This is a genomic window from Vibrio sp. ES.051, assembly GCF_002563795.1.
Taxonomy (GTDB): domain Bacteria; phylum Pseudomonadota; class Gammaproteobacteria; order Enterobacterales; family Vibrionaceae; genus Vibrio.
In genome coordinates this window covers 294,494-313,520 of sequence record NZ_PDJL01000006.1, presented here as the reverse complement: position 1 = coordinate 313,520, position 19,027 = coordinate 294,494, and the positions used below count along the sequence as shown (strand labels likewise).

The 19,027-nt window shown below is 44.6% G+C and carries 18 protein-coding genes and 3 pseudogenes; 9 read left to right on the top strand and 12 right to left on the bottom strand.

The annotated features are described in order from the left end of the window. The first annotated feature begins 8 nt into the window (after positions 1-8). The 3 genes and pseudogenes from ATG66_RS18625 to ATG66_RS18620 all read left to right on the top strand — a co-directional run. Positions 9-1,526, top strand: coding sequence for a BCCT family transporter (locus tag ATG66_RS18625; RefSeq protein WP_098416700.1), 1,518 nt, complete (start codon positions 9-11; stop codon positions 1,524-1,526). A 318-nt stretch (positions 1,527-1,844) separates the two neighbouring features. After that, positions 1,845-1,952, top strand: a complete 108-nt coding sequence (locus ATG66_RS21245) for a hypothetical protein (protein WP_441351608.1) — start codon at positions 1,845-1,847, stop codon at positions 1,950-1,952. Positions 1,953-1,977: 25 nt separating this feature from the next. Further along, positions 1,978-2,121 (top strand): annotated as a pseudogene (locus tag ATG66_RS18620) (transposase domain-containing protein); the annotation flags it as partial. A gap of 397 nt (positions 2,122-2,518) precedes the next feature. Here the strand turns inward: ATG66_RS18620 and pepE are convergent. Genes pepE through ATG66_RS18600 form a run of 4 tightly spaced genes read right to left on the bottom strand, consistent with a single transcriptional unit; the run spans position 2,519 to position 6,780 of the window. Then, positions 2,519-3,250, bottom strand: coding sequence for a dipeptidase PepE (gene pepE / locus ATG66_RS18615; protein ID WP_098416699.1), 732 nt, complete (start codon positions 3,248-3,250; stop codon positions 2,519-2,521). A gap of 12 nt (positions 3,251-3,262) precedes the next feature. Further along, on the bottom strand, positions 3,263-4,504 hold the full coding sequence (pepT, locus tag ATG66_RS18610) for a peptidase T (RefSeq protein WP_098416698.1): 1,242 nt from the start codon (positions 4,502-4,504) through the stop codon (positions 3,263-3,265). An 11-nt stretch (positions 4,505-4,515) separates the two neighbouring features. Continuing rightward, positions 4,516-5,877: a C4-dicarboxylate transporter DcuC gene (gene dcuC, locus ATG66_RS18605; RefSeq protein WP_098416697.1), complete on the bottom strand. Its 1,362-nt coding sequence runs from the start codon at positions 5,875-5,877 to the stop codon at positions 4,516-4,518. Positions 5,878-5,925: 48 nt separating this feature from the next. Next, positions 5,926-6,780, bottom strand: a complete 855-nt coding sequence (locus tag ATG66_RS18600; protein ID WP_098416696.1) for a MurR/RpiR family transcriptional regulator — start codon at positions 6,778-6,780, stop codon at positions 5,926-5,928. A 384-nt stretch (positions 6,781-7,164) separates the two neighbouring features. On the opposite strand from ATG66_RS18600, the pseudogene ATG66_RS18595 reads away from it, so the two are divergent. The 3 genes and pseudogenes from ATG66_RS18595 to ATG66_RS18585 form a co-directional block, all read left to right on the top strand. Then, a pseudogene (locus tag ATG66_RS18595) lies at positions 7,165-7,368 on the top strand (transposase domain-containing protein); the annotation flags it as partial. Between the two features lie 248 nt (positions 7,369-7,616). Next, positions 7,617-9,104, top strand: a pseudogene (locus ATG66_RS18590) (putative bifunctional diguanylate cyclase/phosphodiesterase); the annotation flags it as partial. 202 nt (positions 9,105-9,306) lie between these two features. Then, positions 9,307-10,566: a sensor domain-containing diguanylate cyclase gene (locus ATG66_RS18585; RefSeq protein ID WP_098416695.1), complete on the top strand. Its 1,260-nt coding sequence runs from the start codon at positions 9,307-9,309 to the stop codon at positions 10,564-10,566. 101 nt (positions 10,567-10,667) lie between these two features. Here the strand turns inward: ATG66_RS18585 and tpiA are convergent, their stop codons facing one another. After that, complete coding sequence (gene tpiA / locus ATG66_RS18580) at positions 10,668-11,438, bottom strand: triose-phosphate isomerase (protein WP_098416694.1); 771 nt, start codon at positions 11,436-11,438, stop codon at positions 10,668-10,670. A 269-nt stretch (positions 11,439-11,707) separates the two neighbouring features. Between tpiA and ATG66_RS18575 the strand changes: the two genes are divergently transcribed. Further along, positions 11,708-12,055 (top strand): 5-carboxymethyl-2-hydroxymuconate Delta-isomerase, encoded by a 348-nt coding sequence (locus ATG66_RS18575; protein WP_098416693.1) that lies wholly within the window; start codon positions 11,708-11,710, stop codon positions 12,053-12,055. Between the two features lie 166 nt (positions 12,056-12,221). Further along, on the top strand, positions 12,222-12,644 hold the full coding sequence (locus ATG66_RS18570) for a DUF805 domain-containing protein (RefSeq protein ID WP_098416692.1): 423 nt from the start codon (positions 12,222-12,224) through the stop codon (positions 12,642-12,644). A gap of 41 nt (positions 12,645-12,685) precedes the next feature. Here ATG66_RS18570 and ATG66_RS18565 read toward each other — a convergent pair whose 3' ends face one another. The 3 genes from ATG66_RS18565 to glpX form a co-directional block, all read right to left on the bottom strand. Further along, positions 12,686-13,024: a DUF3135 domain-containing protein gene (locus ATG66_RS18565; protein ID WP_098417112.1), complete on the bottom strand. Its 339-nt coding sequence runs from the start codon at positions 13,022-13,024 to the stop codon at positions 12,686-12,688. A gap of 167 nt (positions 13,025-13,191) precedes the next feature. Further along, positions 13,192-13,806 (bottom strand): helix-turn-helix transcriptional regulator, encoded by a 615-nt coding sequence (locus ATG66_RS18560; protein WP_098416691.1) that lies wholly within the window; start codon positions 13,804-13,806, stop codon positions 13,192-13,194. A 203-nt stretch (positions 13,807-14,009) separates the two neighbouring features. Beyond that, positions 14,010-15,017, bottom strand: a complete 1,008-nt coding sequence (glpX, locus tag ATG66_RS18555; protein WP_098416690.1) for a class II fructose-bisphosphatase — start codon at positions 15,015-15,017, stop codon at positions 14,010-14,012. Positions 15,018-15,364: 347 nt separating this feature from the next. Here glpX and zapB point away from each other — a divergent pair, with 347 nt between their 5' ends. Next, positions 15,365-15,607, top strand: coding sequence for a cell division protein ZapB (gene zapB / locus ATG66_RS18550; protein ID WP_098416689.1), 243 nt, complete (start codon positions 15,365-15,367; stop codon positions 15,605-15,607). 170 nt (positions 15,608-15,777) lie between these two features. Here the strand turns inward: zapB and rraA are convergent, their stop codons facing one another. The 4 genes from rraA to ATG66_RS18530 form a co-directional block, all read right to left on the bottom strand. Further along, positions 15,778-16,299, bottom strand: a complete 522-nt coding sequence (gene rraA, locus ATG66_RS18545) for a ribonuclease E activity regulator RraA (RefSeq protein ID WP_098416688.1) — start codon at positions 16,297-16,299, stop codon at positions 15,778-15,780. Between the two features lie 75 nt (positions 16,300-16,374). Continuing rightward, the gene (locus tag ATG66_RS18540; RefSeq protein WP_098416687.1) at positions 16,375-17,292 is read right to left on the bottom strand and encodes a 1,4-dihydroxy-2-naphthoate polyprenyltransferase; all 918 of its coding nucleotides are present in this window, start codon (positions 17,290-17,292) and stop codon (positions 16,375-16,377) included. Between the two features lie 331 nt (positions 17,293-17,623). Continuing rightward, the gene (locus ATG66_RS18535; RefSeq protein ID WP_143699719.1) at positions 17,624-18,466 is read right to left on the bottom strand and encodes an IS3 family transposase; all 843 of its coding nucleotides are present in this window, start codon (positions 18,464-18,466) and stop codon (positions 17,624-17,626) included. Then, a complete protein-coding gene (locus ATG66_RS18530; RefSeq protein ID WP_098414183.1) occupies positions 18,463-18,969 on the bottom strand; it encodes a helix-turn-helix domain-containing protein in 507 nt (168 codons plus the stop codon). The genes ATG66_RS18535 and ATG66_RS18530 overlap by 4 nt, the downstream gene beginning before the upstream one ends. Positions 18,970-19,027 lie beyond the last annotated feature (58 nt).

Below are 19,027 nucleotides of genomic sequence, written 5' to 3'. Positions count from 1 at the left end.
ATGTAATAATGTTTAAACATTTACGACCGTTGGTTTTTTATCCGACGTTTTTAATTTTGGTGAGCGCGCTGATCCTCAGTTTGGTGGATCTCGAGCAATTCACGGCTGTCACTGGCGAATTAAACAATAAGGTGTTGGATCTGTTTTCTTGGCTGTTTAGTATTGGCAGCTTTTACTTATTGGTGCTGGTTGTCTTAACTTACTTCTCGAAGTTAGGTGATGTCCGTATCGGCGGTGAAAACAGCACCCCACGAGTCACTAAACCACGTTGGTTTATGATAGTGCTTTGTACGACATTGGCTGTTGGCGTTCTGTTTTGGACAACAGCCGAGCCGATTTATCATTTACACGCGCCACCGGAAAGCTTAGGTATTGAGCCCGGTAGCGCGAATGCAACGTTATTTGCATTTTCTGCCATGTTTTTGCACTGGGGACCTACGCCATATGCTATCTACTGTATACCTGGTTTGATTTTTGCCTTGGCGTTTTACAACTTAAAGATGCCATTTTCTATCTCTAGTTCACTACGCCCGGTGTTTGGAAAAGCATTAACGCCAAGGGTTTCCGATATCATTGATGCCTTGGCTCTTTACTCTTTAGTGGTCGGCATGGCTTCCTCTTTGGGAACCGGTGCATTAACTTTACTCGGTGGTGTCAGTCAGTTTATTGATATTGAGCGCAACGCAATAACGTTAGGCATATTTATTGCCCTCATTGTTGCGACATTCATTTTCTCTGCTGCCAGTGGACTGAATAAAGGGATTGCGCGCCTATCAAAAGCGAACTTCTGGATGTTGATGGCGCTGTTTGCCTTCGTCTTGGTGTTTGGCCCTACGGTCTACATGTTATCCATTGGAGTAGAAGGATTGGGAGCTTACCTCCAGAACTTCTTTCGATTAAGCTTGTTTACTGGTCAAGCGGCTAACGATCCTTGGCCACAATGGTGGAGTGTATTCTATTGGGCAGTATGGTTTGCTTGGGCACCTATCACCGCAATGTTCCTTGGCAAGATCGGGCGCGGATATACAGTAAAAGAGTTTATTCAGGTGAACCTGATTTTCCCTAGCTTGTTTATTCTTTTTTGGGTCTCTGTATTTGCCGGGACTGCGGTATATCTTGATACCACCACTAACGGCACTCTCTATGAAGTGTTAAATAATGGCGGTGTTGAACAATTGCTTTATCACATTATGGATCAACTACCGATGAGTGGTGTGACTTCTTTTTTCCTGATTTTGGTTGCGTTTATCTCTTATGTTACCGCGGCCGATTCCAGTACCGATGCCATTGGTGATTTGTGTACGAAAGATTTCACCTCAGATTCAGACGAAGGCACGGCGTTACCTATTAAAATTTTATGGGGTACGTTGATTGGGTTGGTAGCATGGATCATGGTCAGTACCGTTGGTATCAATGGTGTTAAGCAGCTGTCCAATTTAGGTGGGTTACCCGCGACACTGATCATTTTAGCCTGCAGTCTTACTCTGATTCGGTGGATTAAAAACCCGTCAGAGGTTAATAAATAAATTGGAGAGGTCTTATAAAAAACGTTAGTTAATAATAATGAGACTTTCAATGACTTGTATGATGAACAAAACCCTCAAACACCATGTTTGAGGGTTTTTTATGCGGGGGTTAGTAACGTAGGTAAACCCGTCAAAATGACTTAACTATCATCAATCACAAGGACTGAGATATACAATAGGATGGTAAGCGATGAATAAAACCCACATACCAATAGAAACCTAGCTTTATCATAGTATCTTTTTCAAAGGAGATATTATGAATCAAGAACAAAAACGTTATCACTGGGCCCAGGTATTTGAGCAGCCAAAAATAGCAATTTGACGCTTAAACAATTTTGCCTCGACAATGACATCAACTATCAAACATTTCATTACTGGTTTAAAAACTCAATAAACCAGAAGAGCAAACTCAAGTTCAGCCAATAGTGATGAGCGAAAGTCAGTCGACTATGCGAGCGCGATACTTTACAGCATCGTCGAGATCGCGAAAGCCAACGGTCTTATCCTCTACAACTACATGGTCAAGTGTCTGAAAGAGTTAGCAAAAGCAGAGTCTGATATCGACGCACTCCTACCTTGGAACTTCAAGCACTGACAAGTTGCCCCGTGGATTCATGGGGCGGATACAGGCTAGTACTAGTATTTGATAAGAAAAGCCATCGAATTTTCATTTAGTACAGCCCCCGTTAACTTTAAAGCAGGTGCTGCCAAATGACGATGGAAAAAGTCTTTATGATAATGTGCCTATCATCATCACTAGCAAAAGTGAAGCGCTCGTGGTGATGAGCTCACTTGAAAATTATGAAGCGATGCTTGTCGATTACGCGAGTCGATGGTAGAGCTCGAGTCAGGAAAAGAACAAGAGAGATGCTTGAATGAAGTTAATTTTCTCGACCAATGTTTGAGAAGATTATCAATATCGGCAGAAAAACCAAAAACGGTGATAATTATTTATCACCGTTTTTTTGCACGTCAGTCTAATGAAATAGACTCTAAATACCTTGCTGCATCAACGCCTGGATGTTGTCCTCGGAGTTAAAGTATTGCGCTTCTTGTTTATGCAGGAACAACTTAAGCGGTGCGCCCGTGGCGGTGTAGTAGCTCAGCTGTTCGCCTTCTATCTTGAGCATGGTGCCTTCAGGAATGCCGACCACGATTTCATGTGGGTTCTGGATCAAAAACTCTTCAATGCGCTCATCACGAGTTTCACCCATGTGCCCAGAAATATTGGCTTCAATATAGTGCGGGTTGATCTGGAACGGCACTAAGTTGAGTGAAGGCAAGATCGCAGCCGAGATAATCGGCATGTCATTGGTGGTACGAATGGTCGGGCATGCGATGTTTGTACCCGCACTCCAACCGATGTACAGCTTATCTTGCTTCAAGATCGCCTGTCTTAACGGGCCAATCAGTCCTTGGTCGTGCAACATCTTGTTTAATACCCAAGTGTTCCCACCACTGACAATAAATCCGTCTGCGGCCTTGACTGCCTCAACCGGATCGTCTGCGTGGTGGATTCCGGTGATACTTGCGCCAAACGGAGCCACTACGCTACTTAATTGCGCCAATCGCTCATCATATTCGCCGCGGATCATCGCGAACGGAATAAACAGCAATTTTTTTGTACCAGTGCGCTTGATGGCATCTTCAACCCACTCACTACCAAACTCAAGTAATGAGGTATTACCAGCCACTTTACCATTACTAAATAACAATACATTCATGGCGTTTCTCCGCTAATTACGATTAATTGATTTTTCACTCGTGATCCTAATGACCTCTTGTACCACTTCGCTCGCGGCGCGTAGTGATTTCACCGGCAAGTACTCATAAATCGAGTGGAAGTTATGGGCACCAGTGAACAAGTTCGGACAAGGCAGTCCGTTTTGAGACAACACCGCACCGTCATAGCCGCCGCGCATCGGTATTTGTTTCATCTCGATTTGTTTATTTGCATACGCTTGTTTGGCGATGTCGACCACATAGGCATTCTTACCTTGCAGGCTATTAGCCACGTTTTCGTAGCGATCACTTAAGTCGATCTCAACGCCGCCCCACAGCGCATCACAACTGTCAGCCAGCTGCTGCAAGAACGCCATGCGCTGCTTGTAGCCCTCAAAAGAGAAGTCACGAATATCGAGGTTAAGTACGGTCTTAGCACTGTTGCCTTTTAGCTCTTTCACCCAGTAGTAACCTTCTCGGCCTTCGGTGTATTCTGGTGCTTCACCCGGTGGCAGCATGGCAATAAACTTATGTGCCATCAGAAGTGAGTTTTTCAGCTTGCCTTTGGCCGACATTGGGTGCGCCGATTGTCCGGTAAAGGTCACCACCGCGTTGCCCGCGTTCCAGTTTTCGCATACAAACTCCCCGATGCCGCAGCAATCTAGGGTAAAGCCAAAATCTGCACCGAATGCATCAACGTCGAAGGCTTTTGCCCCTCGTAAGCCTTGCTCTTCGTCTGGCACAAAGGCGATTTTGACCGTGCCATGCTTCTCTCCTGGGTGTGTGTGAAAATGTTGCAGCGCATCCATAATCGCGGCAATCGCGGCTTTGTCGTCTGCGCCCAATAGGCTAGTGCCATCGGTCACTAGAATCTCTTCCTCGCGGTAATCCGCCAGTTCTGGGAACTCTTTTTCACTGAGGTAGATGCCAAGCTCTTGGTTAAGACAAATCGCATCGCTGTCGTGACGCTTAATTTGCGCCTTGGTGTCGGCGCTTTGTTCGGCACTGGTGTCAAGGTGCGCGAAAAACGAGACCACTGGCGCATCAGTATCAATATTCGCTGGTAGCGTCGCAGTGACGATCGCGGTTTCAGCCACGTGCACATCTTGCATGCCAAGGCTAATGAGTTCATCGGCCAATTTTTTCGCTAACACCATCTGCCCCGGAGAGGAAGGCATAATGCCTGCCGCTCCGTTAGCACGATTGGTCGTTGTGTTAATTTTGGTATAGCTGATAAAGCGATCAACAATATCCATACATCCTCCCATTAAATGAGTATTTGAGAGACGACAAGCACGGTCGCTAGGCCACCGGCCATTGGGATCACAGTACGTTTCGCCAAATCAATTGGAGAAACATTTGCGACCGCGGAACAGGCAATGATCACCCCTGCCACCGGAGAAGCAGAGCGCATCAGACCAGAAGCAAGCTGCATTGGCATCGCGACGGCGGCAATCGGTGCGCCCACTTGAGTCGCCACATCTGGTGCTAGATTCGAGAAGCTGAAGAAAGACGCATTACCCGAGCCTGATAATAGGGTTACTAGCATAATGATGCCGACAAGAACCAGAACCATCGCGAGGTAACCAAAGCCAAAGCTAGAAGCAGAGTCAAGTAATAGGCCAATGAAACCAATAGATTTCAAACCGCTCACAAACACTTGCGCCGCAATGATCAAGCTCACTACGCTAGCAAACACGCCGCCCATACCATCAAGGTACACTTTCAAAGACGCTGCTACTGCTTTGCCGTCACGCTCAAGAATGTAGTCACACACCATTGCAACGAAGAGGGAAATAAACATCGCTGTGACCACATCCATACGAATGCTAGTGATGGCAAATTTACTGAACGTCAGTAAAAGCAAAAGTGGTAGTACAGGTAGAATCGCGAACCATTTTGGTACCTGACGCTGTTCTTTTTCTTCTAGATTGAACTCGTGTTCTACACCTTTTTCTGCGTCTTTTTTATCGAAGTAACGCTGACAAACAAAGTGCAGAATTGCAATCACGATCATTGCTGCGCCAGCCACAACCATTTGGTAGCTGATAAAGTAGGTAGCAACGTCAATGCCAGAAACTTCCGCTGCTTTGTTCGCTGCCGAAGAGGCAGGCCCCAAGTCCAAACAGCCCGTTGTTGCAACCACGGCCGCGGCCGCTGCTGGGTTACAACCAACACCGACAAGCACTGGGTACATCGCCACCAAAAGGAGTAGTGCCAAGCCAGTCGCACTTGGGATAAAGATATTGATGAGCTGACCAATGATGTACGCCATTGCCAAGACAAGGTATGGGTTTTTGATGTGCGAAAGCGGTTTGGTTGCAATCTGAACCATCGCATTCGCCGCGCCGATGTGACTCATGTATTTCGAGAAACCACCCACAGCCATGATGATCAAGCCCAGTTTCGCCAATGTCGAAGAGGCGATCACTTTAATCACTTCAAAAAAGTCGACAATCACCGCGCCCGTTGGTTTGCCCCCTTTGGGCATAAAGTCTTCGTGTCCACTGAGAACACCTAAAGCAATCATAAGTAAGCCGGCCAGTAGCAGCACTGCTTGGGTATTGTATTTTTTAACAATAAAGTAGCCGACAAAAAAGATAATCGGTAAGGCTAGGTAGGTAATCATGTTACACCTCTTGGGGTTTAGACGTTCTTCCGAAGAAGAGGGGCGTGTTTACTTGTTATTGAATATTTCGAATTCTTTAAACGTGTTTTCTATTCTGCTAAAACGTTGGTCTTTTTCTGCGTTACTCGACATCCCCTTAATCAATAATTCAATTAAAGAAAATCCCGAAGTACGGTTGTTAAAGATGCTTTCACTGTGGCTAGCGACACAAAACTCGATGTCTGAATAAGAGACAAACGGGTTCACTTGTTGGTCGGTAAGAGTAATGATTTTGCCGCCATGCTGATGGAACCAACGTACGCAACGCACGGTAATGTTGGAAAAGCGGTGATAAGAGATCGCCAGTAACGTGTCGTTTTCATCCACATCAACCAATTGGTGAGGTAACGTGGAAGCATCAGCTTTGAGTAGCACCACATCTTTGCGCAGATATCGAGCGAGAAGATAAAAGTAGTTCGACAAGGCTTCAGCAGACGCGCTGCCCATAATGTAAAGTTTGCCTTTTGGGGTAAGCAGATAGTCGACGGCACGTTCTACATCAGGAAGGGAGAGCGTGCTGTACGTCTCTTCCATATTGCCCATCACTTCTTCAAAGTGCTGATTAACGAAACCTTGTTTTGGGTGCGTGGAATCGGCGCTGTAGACGCGTTCTATTGGCGTGCTCAGCTCTTGCACTAAATCTTGCGAGACGAATTTTTTAAACTGGATAAAGCCAGTAAAACCGAGTCGATTGAGAAAGCGTCCCAGAGTGGCTTTACCTACGCCAATGTTTTTACACAACTCATCCATCTTAGCGAATGGCAGCATTGGGAAGTTTTGGATGCAGTAACGAACAATGAGCTTTTCGCTCGGCGTCAGCGCACCAACCTCGTTGACGCTATCGATAAAATCTTGCTTGGTCATCTTTTCCCACTTTTTGGTCTTTATGGGACAATTTTCCTATTGATGATATGGGCCTTCAAGGGAATGAGTTTTTCCCATAAAAAAAGTGTGATAATTGTTTTGAATATGCCAAATGATCTTAGGTTTCTTGGTATGATTTGAAGGTTTACATCAAGACTTGATTCATATCTAGGAGGTAGATATGCAGTGGACTTTTTACTTTTAGCAATTTTGCCGTAAATCCTCGCCCGATGAGGGTGGTGATATAAGAGCCTAAGTAGTCAAAGGCTAAAAAGCCATAATTAAAATAATGCCAGGCAGCTTCACTGACTGGCAATATAAAGAAGTACCTGCCTTCTTCTTTTGGTCAAACTTAGACAACACCGAGACAGTCTTAGTATATAAGGTCGTACCATCTGGATGTTCTCGACATCCGTTGGTGGAGAAAAAACAAGTGTCAACTTGTATAGTTTAGTGATGACATGTCGTGCCAATGACATTAATCCCTACTACTTCTAACACCTATTCACCGAGTTGCCGAAACGAACTTTGACCGATGATATCTCGCTTCTCATGCCATGGAACATTGAAATTGGTGAAGCTGACTAAGGCTTCACTGGTTCATTAATCGCTTACATAGGAGGTGATGCATTGAAGGCGAGAAGCCACGCTTAAAGACGACATGGTAATGTTAACCTGTGCTGCTGTGGGTAAGCATTATATTTTATAAATGAAAATAAGCGTGCTCTCATTAAGATTATAAATGGTTGGTCTGATATTGAATATAGTGATAAATTAGTCATTAATGCGATGGCCTTAATGCTGTAATGGCGCACGGACGATATTTTTGGGTCAATATGAAAAAAACGCCGCACTGTTCCGCTAAACTCGTTTTTATCTACTTTGTATTTTCATCATTGTGGGTTTTATTTTCTGATCAAGCGGTCGCGTTATTATCGAACAACCTACAAGTGTTTTCTTGGGTGCAGTCGTTCAAGGGACAACTGTTTGTGGTGATAACGTCGCTGTTATTGTGGAGGCTAGTAAAAAAGAACAATCAAGAGCTTGAGCGTGCTAACGACATCGACGATGTAACCGGATTACGTAGTCCCGATGTGTTTTTTCGTCATTTAGAGCAAAAGCTCAATAGCGCATACGATAAAGAACATTATGTGCTTTTTCTTCTCGATATCGATAACTTTAAACCCGTCGCAGATAAGTTTGGCTTTGAGAAAACCAATCAATTTTTAAAAGGTGTCGCGCAATCTATTGAGTCTCCAACGGTCTTTCCGCTTTTCTCCTCTCGTATCCACACGGATGGCTTTGCTTGCTTGATCCGTATGCACAATGACTGTCAAATAGGCCTGCATTTGGCACGTATTCAACGGCAATTCAACAAACACGCTCATGAATATGACAGTGGTGTCACATGCTCGATTGGTGTGGCGCTGTATCCGACTGACGGTCGCACAGGTAAACAGCTCCTGTCTTCAGCAAGGCATGCGCTGAATGAGGCAAAGAAAAGCAAAAATACCATTCGATATCACGATCAAAGATTGATCGAGCAAGACCTACAAAAACAAGAAATGATTGCTGAACTGCGTAAAGCGATTGAAGAAGAGCAAATACAAATCGTGTTTCAGCCGAAATATAACTTGAAAGATAAACGAATCACGGGCGTTGAAGTGCTATCGCGGTGGGAGCATCACCAGTATGGAGCCGTGTCACCCGCGGTATTTATAACACTGGCCGAAGAAAACCACTTTTGTCGTGATTTAACCACGCTTGTACTGAGCAAAGCCTCAAAACAGCTCAAAGAATCTCAGTTGTTAGGGAAAGAGATTCAAAGCGTGTCAGTGAACATTTCGGCTACCGAGTTAAGCAGTGCAGAAGATATCCGCCAAATAGAATCTTATCTTAAACAAGATCTTGATTTTGCTCGTTATCTGTGTCTTGAAATCACTGAGACGGCAATGTTAAAAGAGATTAAACTGTGTGCGGCTTTGGTGAAAAAGTTAAAACATTATGGCGTTTCCTTCTCTATTGATGACTTTGGCGTAGGTTACACATCACTCGGAATATTTAATAAGCTAGATGTGGATGAAATTTAGGTCGATCGCAGTTTCATTCAACACATAGAAAATGATTACCGTTCAAGAGCGATCACTTCTGGCATTATTGATATCGCAAACGGCTTTGGTATTCATGTTGTGGCAGAGGGGGTGGAAACTGAGCAGCAGCTGCGTATTTTAAAAGAGTTGAATTGCGAACAAGCTCAAGGATTCTACCTCGGGCGTCCGGTGCCGTTGGCTCAATTAAAGCATCAGTTAACACAGAGGTTGGACACGCTCCCCTTTAGAAAGTCGTTGAATTTATCGGAAGAATTAGGGGAGATAGCGCCTTTGAAACCCAAATCAATGACGAATGTTCAAGTGTTGCGCATTAATCAGCAACTGCCTTTTATTGATTGATATATGGGCTGCTTACTTACTATTTTGTTATGGAAGAAATCTTCCGGATCTTATCTGATTTGTTTAGAGGGCCTGTATGCCAGCACTGAATATCAATTCAACTTATGGGATGCTTGTTCTCCAAGACTTTGAATTGGTTTACGTTGATGACAATTATGCCCATATTTTTGGTTATGACTCTGCCGACACGTTAATGTCGAGGATTGATTCTTTTCTTGACTTAATTGACCCCACGTATCATCAAGCCGCACGCGATAATTATTATCAACAAGTTAAGGGGCTCGTGACTCCCCGAGGCCGTACCTTCCGCAATATTGACCGTTATGGACGTACATTTACCGTGTTTACCATCGACCACTTGATCGAATGGGAAGGAAAGCCTGCCGTTCAAGTGACCTTAATTGATCTTTCGATGCTTGAGCGTGCTCAAGAACAAATGCTTGAAAACGAAAAAAAATATAAACGACTGATCCTCTCTTCGCGACAGGGTATTACGGTGCATCGAGATTTTAGGCCAATTATGGTGAACCAAGCATGGGTCAATTTAATGCATGCGCCCTCCATCGATTATGTATTAGATGAGGTTAGCTTATTGGATTTTATCCCTCAGAGTGCTAGAGCAACAGTGATAGAGCGCTATCAAGAGCTGATGTCAGGGAGAGTCGAAGGCGCACACTCTGTGGTTGAAAATATTTGCTTTGATGGAAAAAAACGTTATTTCAGCGTATACGACAATGTTATTGAGTGGGATGGTGAGCCTGCAATTCAAGCGGTCATCGAGGATGTTACTGATAAAGTTGAGTTAGAAAAAGAGCTCGATTATAAAGCGCATCATGACTCGCTGACTGGGTTGTGGAACCGCAATGCCATTTATCAATGGTTTCAAGATAAATGGCGCAATACCGACTCATTGGCGTGCATACTCTTGGACATTGACGATTTCAAGCGTGTGAATGATGAATATGGCCATGTTAGTGGCGATACTGTGATCCGTTGTATTGGTCAGCTATGTGAAAACATTGTGTCTGAGCGAGGTATTGTTGGTCGCTGGGGAGGAGAAGAATTTGTCATCTTTTTACCGGATTTCAACGCGACTGAGGTGATTGACGTGGCGAAAGAAATTCGTCGGCGATGTGAGGAGAGTGAATGGTACTGTTCACAGAATCGAATACAGCGGACGGTGAGTATTGGTGTGGCATATAACGACGATGATCATGACGCCGCTGAAAAAAGGAATGAGGAGGCCGCACGTAATTGCATGGATAACCTTATTCAACGTGCCGATAAAAAGCTATATCAAGCAAAATCACAAGGCAAAAACCAAGTGTCATATTGAAGGCAGGTCGTCGGTCTCCGTCTTCCACGCTTAAGATTGATAAAAAACGGTGCGAATTATCGCACCGTTTTCGGTTCTATAAAGCACGTAGCAAGAATACGTTAAGCTTTTGCTTTTGCCGCCGCTTTTGCGATGGCAGCGAAGCTTTTCGCGTCTAGAGCCGCACCGCCAACGAGAGCGCCATCGATGTCTGGCTGTGAGAAGTAAGCTTCAGCGTTTTCTGGTTTAACAGAGCCGCCGTATTGGATGATCACTTGTTCAGCCACTGCTGCGTCTTTCTCGGCGATCATGGCACGGATAGAAGCGTGGATGCGTTGTGCATCTTCAGCGGTTGCAGCTTTGCCAGTACCGATTGCCCAGATTGGTTCGTAAGCGATGATGGCACCGTTTAGCGCTTCAGCTCCGTATGCATCAATAACGGCGTTGATTTGACGAGCACAAACGGTTTCAGTTTCGCCAGCTTCATTTTGTGCTTCTGACTCACCGATACAGAAAACAGGCGTTAGGCCATTTTCTTTTAGGAAGTTGAATTTTTTAGCGACGAACTCGTCAGACTCGTGGTGGTATTCACGGCGCTCTGAGTGGCCGATGATGATATGAGATGCACCGAAGTCTTTCAGCATTTCTGGAGACATGTCGCCAGTGAACGCACCGCTGTTGTTTAGGTCAGTGTTTTGCGCACCGAGGATGATCTTGTTACCGCCTTCTGCGATTAGACGCTCTGCGAGGTCGATGTAAAGTGCTGGTGGAGCAACAGCCACATCAACACCTTCAACGCCTTCAAGCTCTGCGTTAAGACCAGTTAGCAGCTCCGTTACCATTGCTTTGCTACCGTTTAGTTTCCAGTTACCCATCACTACAGGACGACGCATAGGAATATCTCCCTTATCTTTAATGTGAAAATTGAATTAATGTAAAAAATCTACGGAAGAATATAACAGAATAATGTGAACAGATCATGATTGGTATCATGTCTTAAGCGCCTTTCTTATTCCGGTAGGCGCAGCACTGGTCCTGTTCATTTCCTTGTTCGCAACCGATTAGTGATCGCGTAGACAGAATGATAGTTCATTTCTCGGAAATTGCTGTTTGGATTGGTATTACTACAGGATGGATTTAATGGTTGTAGAAAGGAATCAAGATGCCAAACCTAGTTTTAGAGTATTCGAACTCTGTCGAAGAGCGAGTGAATGTTCAAGGCTTGCTGGAGGACTTACATAAAACGGCGTTAGAGAGCGGGCTTTTTGAGTTCGCGTCGGTGAAATCAAGAACGCTAAGATGTCATCACTGGCTAATTGGAGAAGAGGGCAGCAAGGTCGATTTTATTCATATTAACTTTGAGTTGTTGTCTGGTAGAACTCAGGAGCAAAAACGAGAGCTATCGCGAGGTTTGATGGGCGTGCTACAAGAGCAGGCAAGTCATGTGCACAGTTTGACGGTCAATATTCGCGATATGGATGTGGACACTTTTCAAAAGGTGTTGAATTAAATCATTGTGTCGAGTACTGCAAAGTAATCAGTGTTGGGGCGTCGAGTCTTGTCGTCGCTTCGTCACTCTCAGAATAAAGATGTTGGTTTCGGGGGGATAGAAGCTGTCTTTCCAAATCAAGCTGACTCGGCTAATCTACAACTTTTCTACTTTTGGGCAAAAATTGATGTCGAATAAAGAGTTATTGTTTTCTTTTCAAGGACGTATAAACCGTAAAACCTACTGGATTTGGAACGTCATTTATTATGTTTCCATCTTAGGTTTCGGGGTAGGAGTCAATCAGCTATTTCCTACTTTCTCCTATCTGCTGTTGCCTATCTTTCTGCTGATTATTTTAATACCGGACTTAGCGATCACGACTAAGCGTTGGCACGATCGTGACAAATCAATCTATTGGTTGGCACTTAATATTCCGCTGGTGGTGGGTCGTATTGCTACACCAATCACAAGTCCTATAGCGCAAGAGCCGTCGATGCCGCAAATGCTGATTGCATCTATCTCTCTGATCTGTGGTTTATGGATTTTGGTTGAGTGTGGCTTCTTGAAAGGAACCGCCGGACCAAATAAATATGGCCCAGAACCAGAGTAAAACTGAAGAGAAAAGCGTACCCATAAGGGGATGTTTTTCTCTTAATAGAAGCCTTTTCCAGTAAATGGTACGACATCTGCTTTCTGTGTGGGGGATGCTTCCCCCTGCAATGCTGCTCTAAACTTAATCACCTGTTTTTGTAGCTCATCCATTAAGACGACATTGGTATGGTTTGGGTTTTTACAAGTGCTGATCACTCTATCGATGTGGCTTTGTTGAGCCCACAATCGCGGCTGCATTTTTTCTGATGCGCCCTCTATCATCTTTTTCGCCATATCGTGGCGGAACTGCTCAAAGGCTTGTGGATTGCTTTCTGCCATTCGAACCATTTCATCGAATGAAGGTAGAGCTTGGGGGGAGTAACTGTGTAGAGGTGGCATTACCATTCTCCAAATCCTTATGGAACTTGCTCTTAGTTACTAAAAGCCTATACCACGAAAATAGGGAGTGAGGATGAATGACACGGTTGTCTCATTTATAAGAGCAACTTTCTTTATCACAGATGAAATGAGTGCCTAGGTAAGGATCTAACACATGAGGAACACTGTCATTGTTGAATTCGATATACGCAGCGACGCTGACCACTAATTAGATGCTCTGTGCGTTCTATTTTGGTTTCGTGCCCCAGTAACGACTGAAACACATTAAGCTCTGATTGACACAGGCTCGGGCAACGCGTTGCAGCTTTACAAATGGGGCAATGATTTTCGATGAGAATAAAGCCGTGTTCGTCTTTTTCGAGTTCGGCCATGTAGCCTTCTTGCTCACGTAATGAGACGAGTGCCTCCAACTTGCTTTCTAGATCATCATATTGGGCGAGATGCTGACGATAGGTTTGTAAGGTGATCTTTTCTCGCTCAGAGGTGACCTTATCGAGGCCATCCTGACCGAAAATGTGCTCCACCGCCTCGATAAACTGAATGGTTAATTCACCATGACGGTCGGCAAATTGTTCATGACCCTTTGGGGTCAAGGACCAATGACGAGCAGGACGACCCACTTTAACTTTTACGTCATGGATAGAAAGGATGTCATCATCTTCTAAACTTTGCAGATGCTGACGAGCACCCATGGTTGTCATCCCTAGCTCAGAAGAGAGTTGTTTTGCGGTGACAGAACCATCACGCTTAACGATTTGCAGTATCCTATCTACGGTCTTCATATATCCACCATCAATATGTCAGTACACATTATGCGCGATAGGGTTAGTAAAGAAAAGAGTTGACTTAGGTTAAAGGTTGATTTGATGATTTATCTATTAATCGGAGTTACGTGCCTGTTGACGCTAATTTGTCGTCATTTTGAGCCGTGAGGGATGAGGAAGATGAAAAAGCTCCATCAAGAGGATGGAGCTTAATTGAGATATTAAAGAATGATATCTCGCACTTCAGGATCTTTACGATCTAGGTAGTGAATAGACTTAATACGGCGGATGGTACGGCAGCGACCACGAACTAACAGTGTTTCTGTGGTCGCGATATTGTTTTGACGAGTGATGCCTTCTAGCAAGTCCCCTTTAGTGATCCCAGTGGCTGAGAATACGACGTTGTCGCTGCGTGCCATCTCTTCCATCTTGAGTACCACATTGGCTTTTACCCCCATCTCGGCACAGCGCTTTAGTTCAGAGGCGCCGTAGATACGGTTTTCTTCGGTGTCACCTTTCACCTCATGGCGAGGCAATAAGCGGCCTTGCATGTCACCGTCTAGGGCGCGAATGACGGCGGCAGAAACCACGCCCTCTGGTGCCCCACCGATGCAGTACATCAGGTCGACTTCACTGTCTGGCATACAAGTGAGGATCGAAGCGGCCACATCACCATCAGGTACAGCGAAGACGCGCACGCCCATCGTCTGCATCTCGGCAATGACTTCATCGTGACGAGGTTTCGCTAAGGTGATAACAACCAGCGTGTCGAGTGACTTATTTAGCGCTCTTGCGACGTTTTCTAGGTTTTCTCTTAATGGTTTTTCTAAATCAATCACGCCTTTTGCACCAGGACCAACAACCAGTTTTTCCATGTACATATCAGGCGCTTTTAAAAAGCTGCCTTTTTCTCCAGCCGCAAGAACGGCAAGAGCATTGGATTGGCCCATCGCGGTCATGCGAGTGCCTTCTATTGGATCCACGGCGATATCGACTTCATCACCGCCGACACCGACTTGTTCACCAATGTATAGCATGGGCGCATCATCGATTTCACCCTCACCAATGACGATTTCACCGTTGATGTCTGTTTTGTTTAGTAAGGTACGCATCACCTCAACCGCTGCGCCGTCCGCCGCGTTTTTATCGCCTCGACCGAGCCATTTATAGCCAGCCAGTGCTGCGCCTTCAGTAACACGGGAAAATGCCATTGCTAAATCGCGTTTCATGATGTCTCCAAGTAAGCCAAGAGAAAGATAAATTTGCGCGGGGATTCTATCATAACGCGGGGTGAACGTTTGCTTTTTGCTGAGCTTTTACTTTAACTAAGTTGAATTTGATCAATACTTAGCACTATTTATGGCGCGGTAAGAGGCAAAATCCTTGCTCAAAAATGCTTCGTCGATAAGAAAAGTCAGCGTTTAGTGAGATTGCGCTTATTTTTTAACCGAATGATGCGAAATATTGAATATAGTAAGTGTTTCTCATCGCGACGCTGAGTAGAATGAACCTTATATAGGTTAGGTGTGCATCAGTCTCGTACATCGTCCCAACGGAATAACATAGGTAGGCCAAGATGTCTTTCGAAGTACTAGAACAACTAGAATCTAAAATTCAAACTGCAGTAGATACAATCACTCTTCTCCAGATGGAAGTCGAAGAGCTAAAAGCAGATAAGCTAAAACTAGCAGAAGAAGCAAATGAGCTTCGTTCGCAACGTGAAGAGCTAGAGCAAAAAGCGCAGCAAGCTCAACAAGAGCACTCACAATGGCAAGAACGCATTCGTACACTGCTAGGTAAAATGGACGAAGTGGAATAATTCACTTGTTCTTATTTGGAATTAAAAAACACCCGCTTTAAGCGGGTGTTTGTGTATTTGAACGGTGGAAACGGGCGTAAGCTAACGTTTGAGTGTCGGGGCATTATCGATATGCCATCGATAATGCCGAGGCGTTATATTGCGTTTCACTGACTTGAATTCGAAGTAAGTCAGAGTGTTTCCTCTTCATCCGATTTATCGAGCTCTAAGTTAATATTCAATGGCTCAGGAGACAAGATGATGCCGGTGTTATCGGCATAGATGTAATCTTCCGGTAAGAAGCTGACGCCACCAAAATTGACCGGGATGTCTAGCTCACCAATCCCTTGACTGGCTGCACCAACGGGGATAGAGGCTAAAGCCTGAATGCCGATATTCATATCTTCTAGTTCATCGACTTCACGAACACAGCCGTAAACGACCATCCCTTCCCACTCATTTTCTTCAGCGATGGTTGCGATTTCTGCATCAATTAAGGCTTTGCGTAAGGAGCCGCCACCGTCAATTAACAAAACGCGACCAAGTCCATCTTGTTCTAATGTCTCGCGGATCAGCGAATTGTCTTCAAAACACTTGATGGTGGTGGTTTGTCCAGCAAATGAAGCACGACCGCCAAAGTTACTGAACATTGGTTCAACCACATCTACCTGATCGAGGTAGATATCACAGAGTGCTGAGGTATTGTATTCCATAGCTTACCTTTCTAAACAGAAATTGGTTGTCTTGAGTATATATGGGCATTAAGTCAATGCAATGACAATCTTTTTTTAACTTACTAGAGTTTGAGCTACCACAATTGTTGCAAACAAAACGTTCGTGACTAAAGAGCATTTCACGATGACGGGCATCATTGGTGCTATCTGTGCTGGTTTTTTCGTGTTCCAAACCGCTTTACCATGATCGGCCACGAAGTAGATACTCAGTAAAAATGGCAGACTAATCCAAACTGGTTTGTCTTGAATCAGTAAATACGCGGCAAACGCAAGGATGGCTCCGCCAAGTAGAATAAAATGATAGTGCTTCGCTTTGCGTTGCCCTAGACGCACGGGAACAGTGCGCTTACCACATTCACGGTCGTTTTCGATATCACGCATGTTGTTAATGTTCAGTACCGCTACGGCTAGTAAACCACAGCCCAGAGCAGGTAAGAACAGCGCGGCATCGACATGACCGGTATGCAAAAAGTAGGTGCCCGAGACGCCTAGCAAACCAAAGAAGAGGAAGACAGAGATGTCTCCCAACCCGACATAGCCATATGGTTTGCTGCCCATGGTATACGCAATTGCGGCAAGGATCGCGAGCATGCCTAGCCCGATGAAAGTGGCAATGCTTTCTAGCGAGTTGAGTGAGTAAAAGACCAAGATTAACCCTGAGAGTGCAGTCAAAACGATGTTGAAGGTAATGGCTTGTTTCATCTGTTTTGCGTTTACGGCGCCGGACTGCATCGCCCGTAAAGGGCCTAAGCGCTTTTCATTATCAGTTCCCTGCACGGCATCGCCATAATCATTAGCAAGGTTGGATAAAATCTGCAGTAGTGTCGCTGTGACGAAAGCCATGATAGCTATCGTCATCGAGAAGTGCCCCGTGGAGTATGCAAGTACGCTACCTGTTAAGATAGAGACTAATGCCAGAGGTAATGTTTTAGGGCGAGCGGCCTCAAGCCAGATCTGTAAAGATTGTTTCATGGAAATTTCGTGCTAGTAACCAATGTGCCCAGTATAAGCACAAAGAGGTGGATACGCTATTGACCTAAAACAAGTCAATTAGGAGTCTCTTTATGAAGAGTACTGTCGTGGCTAGTACAAGCTGGAGTTCAGCGTACGCAGTAGTCAGATATTTGTTCGTCCTAGTTCTTCGAAAATTACACTTTGGGTTGATGAGTTTGAATCAAGAGCTCTCGCCGTTTTGAACGCTAAGGGACGATTGTGGTATGTAGTCCCCTGTTGATGCAGGGCAACCTCGCAAATATCGACAAGCCCAGAATATGAAGTGACCCCGTAAAGTTGGACATTTCTGTTAAGCGGCTTTCAAGGCCTGAGTTCGATATTCTATCGGAGTCAGGCCTTTTAGTTTCACTTTTATACGCTTGGTATTGTAGTACTCGATGTATTCTTTAATTTGTTCTATCAGAGCATCTGCATCTTCAAAACTTTGGTTGTGATACATCTCTGTTTTGAGTAAAGCAAAAAAGTTTTCAGCAACAGCATTATCCAAGCAGTTACCTTTTCTCGACATGCTTTGCGTTAACCCATTCTCCGCTACCTTTTTCTGATACTGTCGATGGCGATATTGCCAACCTTGATCGCTATGTATAATTGGTTTTGAGTTGGGTTTAAGCGTTGATATAGCTTCCGTCAGCATATCCGTGACAAGCGGCAAGCAGGCATTTTTGGCCACTCTATAAGCAACCACTTCCTGAGTAAACAAGTCGACAACGGGAGACAAGTATACTTTCTGCTCTTTGATTTTGAACTCCGTGACATCTGTTACCCATTTTTCATCGGGTTGAGTCGCACTAAAATCTCTTTCAAGCACGTTAGGAGCTGCTGTTCCAGATTCTCCTCGGTATGAACGATACTTTTTAACCCTGACCGTCGATTTAAGGTTGAGCTGAGCCATAAGTCTTTGAACCGTTTTGTGATTAAGCATAACCCCCTGATTTTTTAGTTCCAAGTGAATACGGCGGTAGCCGTATCGACCCTTATGTTCATGATAAATTGACTTTATCAAACGCAGCTCACGTTCGTAGCTATTTGGGCGCTTACTCGTTTGAGCCTGATAATAGAAGACACTTTTTGCCAACTGTAGAGTGTGCAGTAAGTGCTTCAACGGGTACTTGCCTTTAAGAGTTAGAGCTATGACCGCTTTTTCTTTGTTCGACGGTTTTTTTCCTGCTCCAACTCTTCCAACTTTTTTAGAACGGCATTCTCAGTTCGTAAGTAGACCAACTCCTCTTTTAGCTCCTCAAGTGTCATTTCATTATCAGGTTTAGTGGTACGTTGAGGTTGCTGTTTCATTGAGGGTCTTCCTTTCTGGCGCATTTTGAGCCCTTTGATACCGAGCTCATTAAATCTTTTGAGCCAGACAGAGAGTATCCCCGGGGATGAGAGGTTTAATACTGCGCTAGTGTGCGTGAGAGACCAATCATTCGTCCACATTAAATTCAATGCTTTTCGTTTTTCCTGAGCAGTAGCATGCTTAGTTGGTAAAAATGAATCAGCACCATGGATGACAAAGACTTGAACCCAATACCGTATCTGTCTTGAAGACATTGAATATTGTTTTGCTAAATAGCGAGATGACGCACCATCTAAGCATTGTTTAGCAATGATACATTTTAGCTCGCGGCTATATTTGGACATAAAAAGACCCCCAATAATTGGTGTCCAACTATTGGGGGTCAGTTCAATAGGACTTCTG

Excerpts from the sequence above, each read along its gene's own strand:
- ATG66_RS18565 (WP_098417112.1), bottom strand. The coding sequence starts at position 13,024 with ATGCCACCTCTACACAGTTACTCCCCCCAAGCTCTACCTTCATTCGAT.
- ATG66_RS18625 (WP_098416700.1), top strand. The coding sequence starts at position 9 with ATGTTTAAACATTTACGACCGTTGGTTTTTTATCCGACGTTTTTAATT.
- ATG66_RS18585 (WP_098416695.1), top strand. The coding sequence starts at position 9,307 with ATGCCAGCACTGAATATCAATTCAACTTATGGGATGCTTGTTCTCCAA.
- ATG66_RS18560 (WP_098416691.1), bottom strand. The coding sequence starts at position 13,806 with ATGAAGACCGTAGATAGGATACTGCAAATCGTTAAGCGTGATGGTTCT.
- ATG66_RS18575 (WP_098416693.1), top strand. The coding sequence starts at position 11,708 with ATGCCAAACCTAGTTTTAGAGTATTCGAACTCTGTCGAAGAGCGAGTG.
- ATG66_RS18570 (WP_098416692.1), top strand. The coding sequence starts at position 12,222 with ATGTCGAATAAAGAGTTATTGTTTTCTTTTCAAGGACGTATAAACCGT.
- ATG66_RS18600 (WP_098416696.1), bottom strand. The coding sequence starts at position 6,780 with ATGACCAAGCAAGATTTTATCGATAGCGTCAACGAGGTTGGTGCGCTG.
- rraA (WP_098416688.1), bottom strand. The coding sequence starts at position 16,299 with ATGGAATACAATACCTCAGCACTCTGTGATATCTACCTCGATCAGGTA.
- pepT (WP_098416698.1), bottom strand. The coding sequence starts at position 4,504 with ATGGATATTGTTGATCGCTTTATCAGCTATACCAAAATTAACACAACG.
- pepE (WP_098416699.1), bottom strand. The coding sequence starts at position 3,250 with ATGAATGTATTGTTATTTAGTAATGGTAAAGTGGCTGGTAATACCTCA.
- ATG66_RS18540 (WP_098416687.1), bottom strand. The coding sequence starts at position 17,292 with ATGAAACAATCTTTACAGATCTGGCTTGAGGCCGCTCGCCCTAAAACA.
- tpiA (WP_098416694.1), bottom strand. The coding sequence starts at position 11,438 with ATGCGTCGTCCTGTAGTGATGGGTAACTGGAAACTAAACGGTAGCAAA.
- ATG66_RS18530 (WP_098414183.1), bottom strand. The coding sequence starts at position 18,969 with ATGTCCAAATATAGCCGCGAGCTAAAATGTATCATTGCTAAACAATGC.
- dcuC (WP_098416697.1), bottom strand. The coding sequence starts at position 5,877 with ATGATTACCTACCTAGCCTTACCGATTATCTTTTTTGTCGGCTACTTT.
- glpX (WP_098416690.1), bottom strand. The coding sequence starts at position 15,017 with ATGAAACGCGATTTAGCAATGGCATTTTCCCGTGTTACTGAAGGCGCA.
- zapB (WP_098416689.1), top strand. The coding sequence starts at position 15,365 with ATGTCTTTCGAAGTACTAGAACAACTAGAATCTAAAATTCAAACTGCA.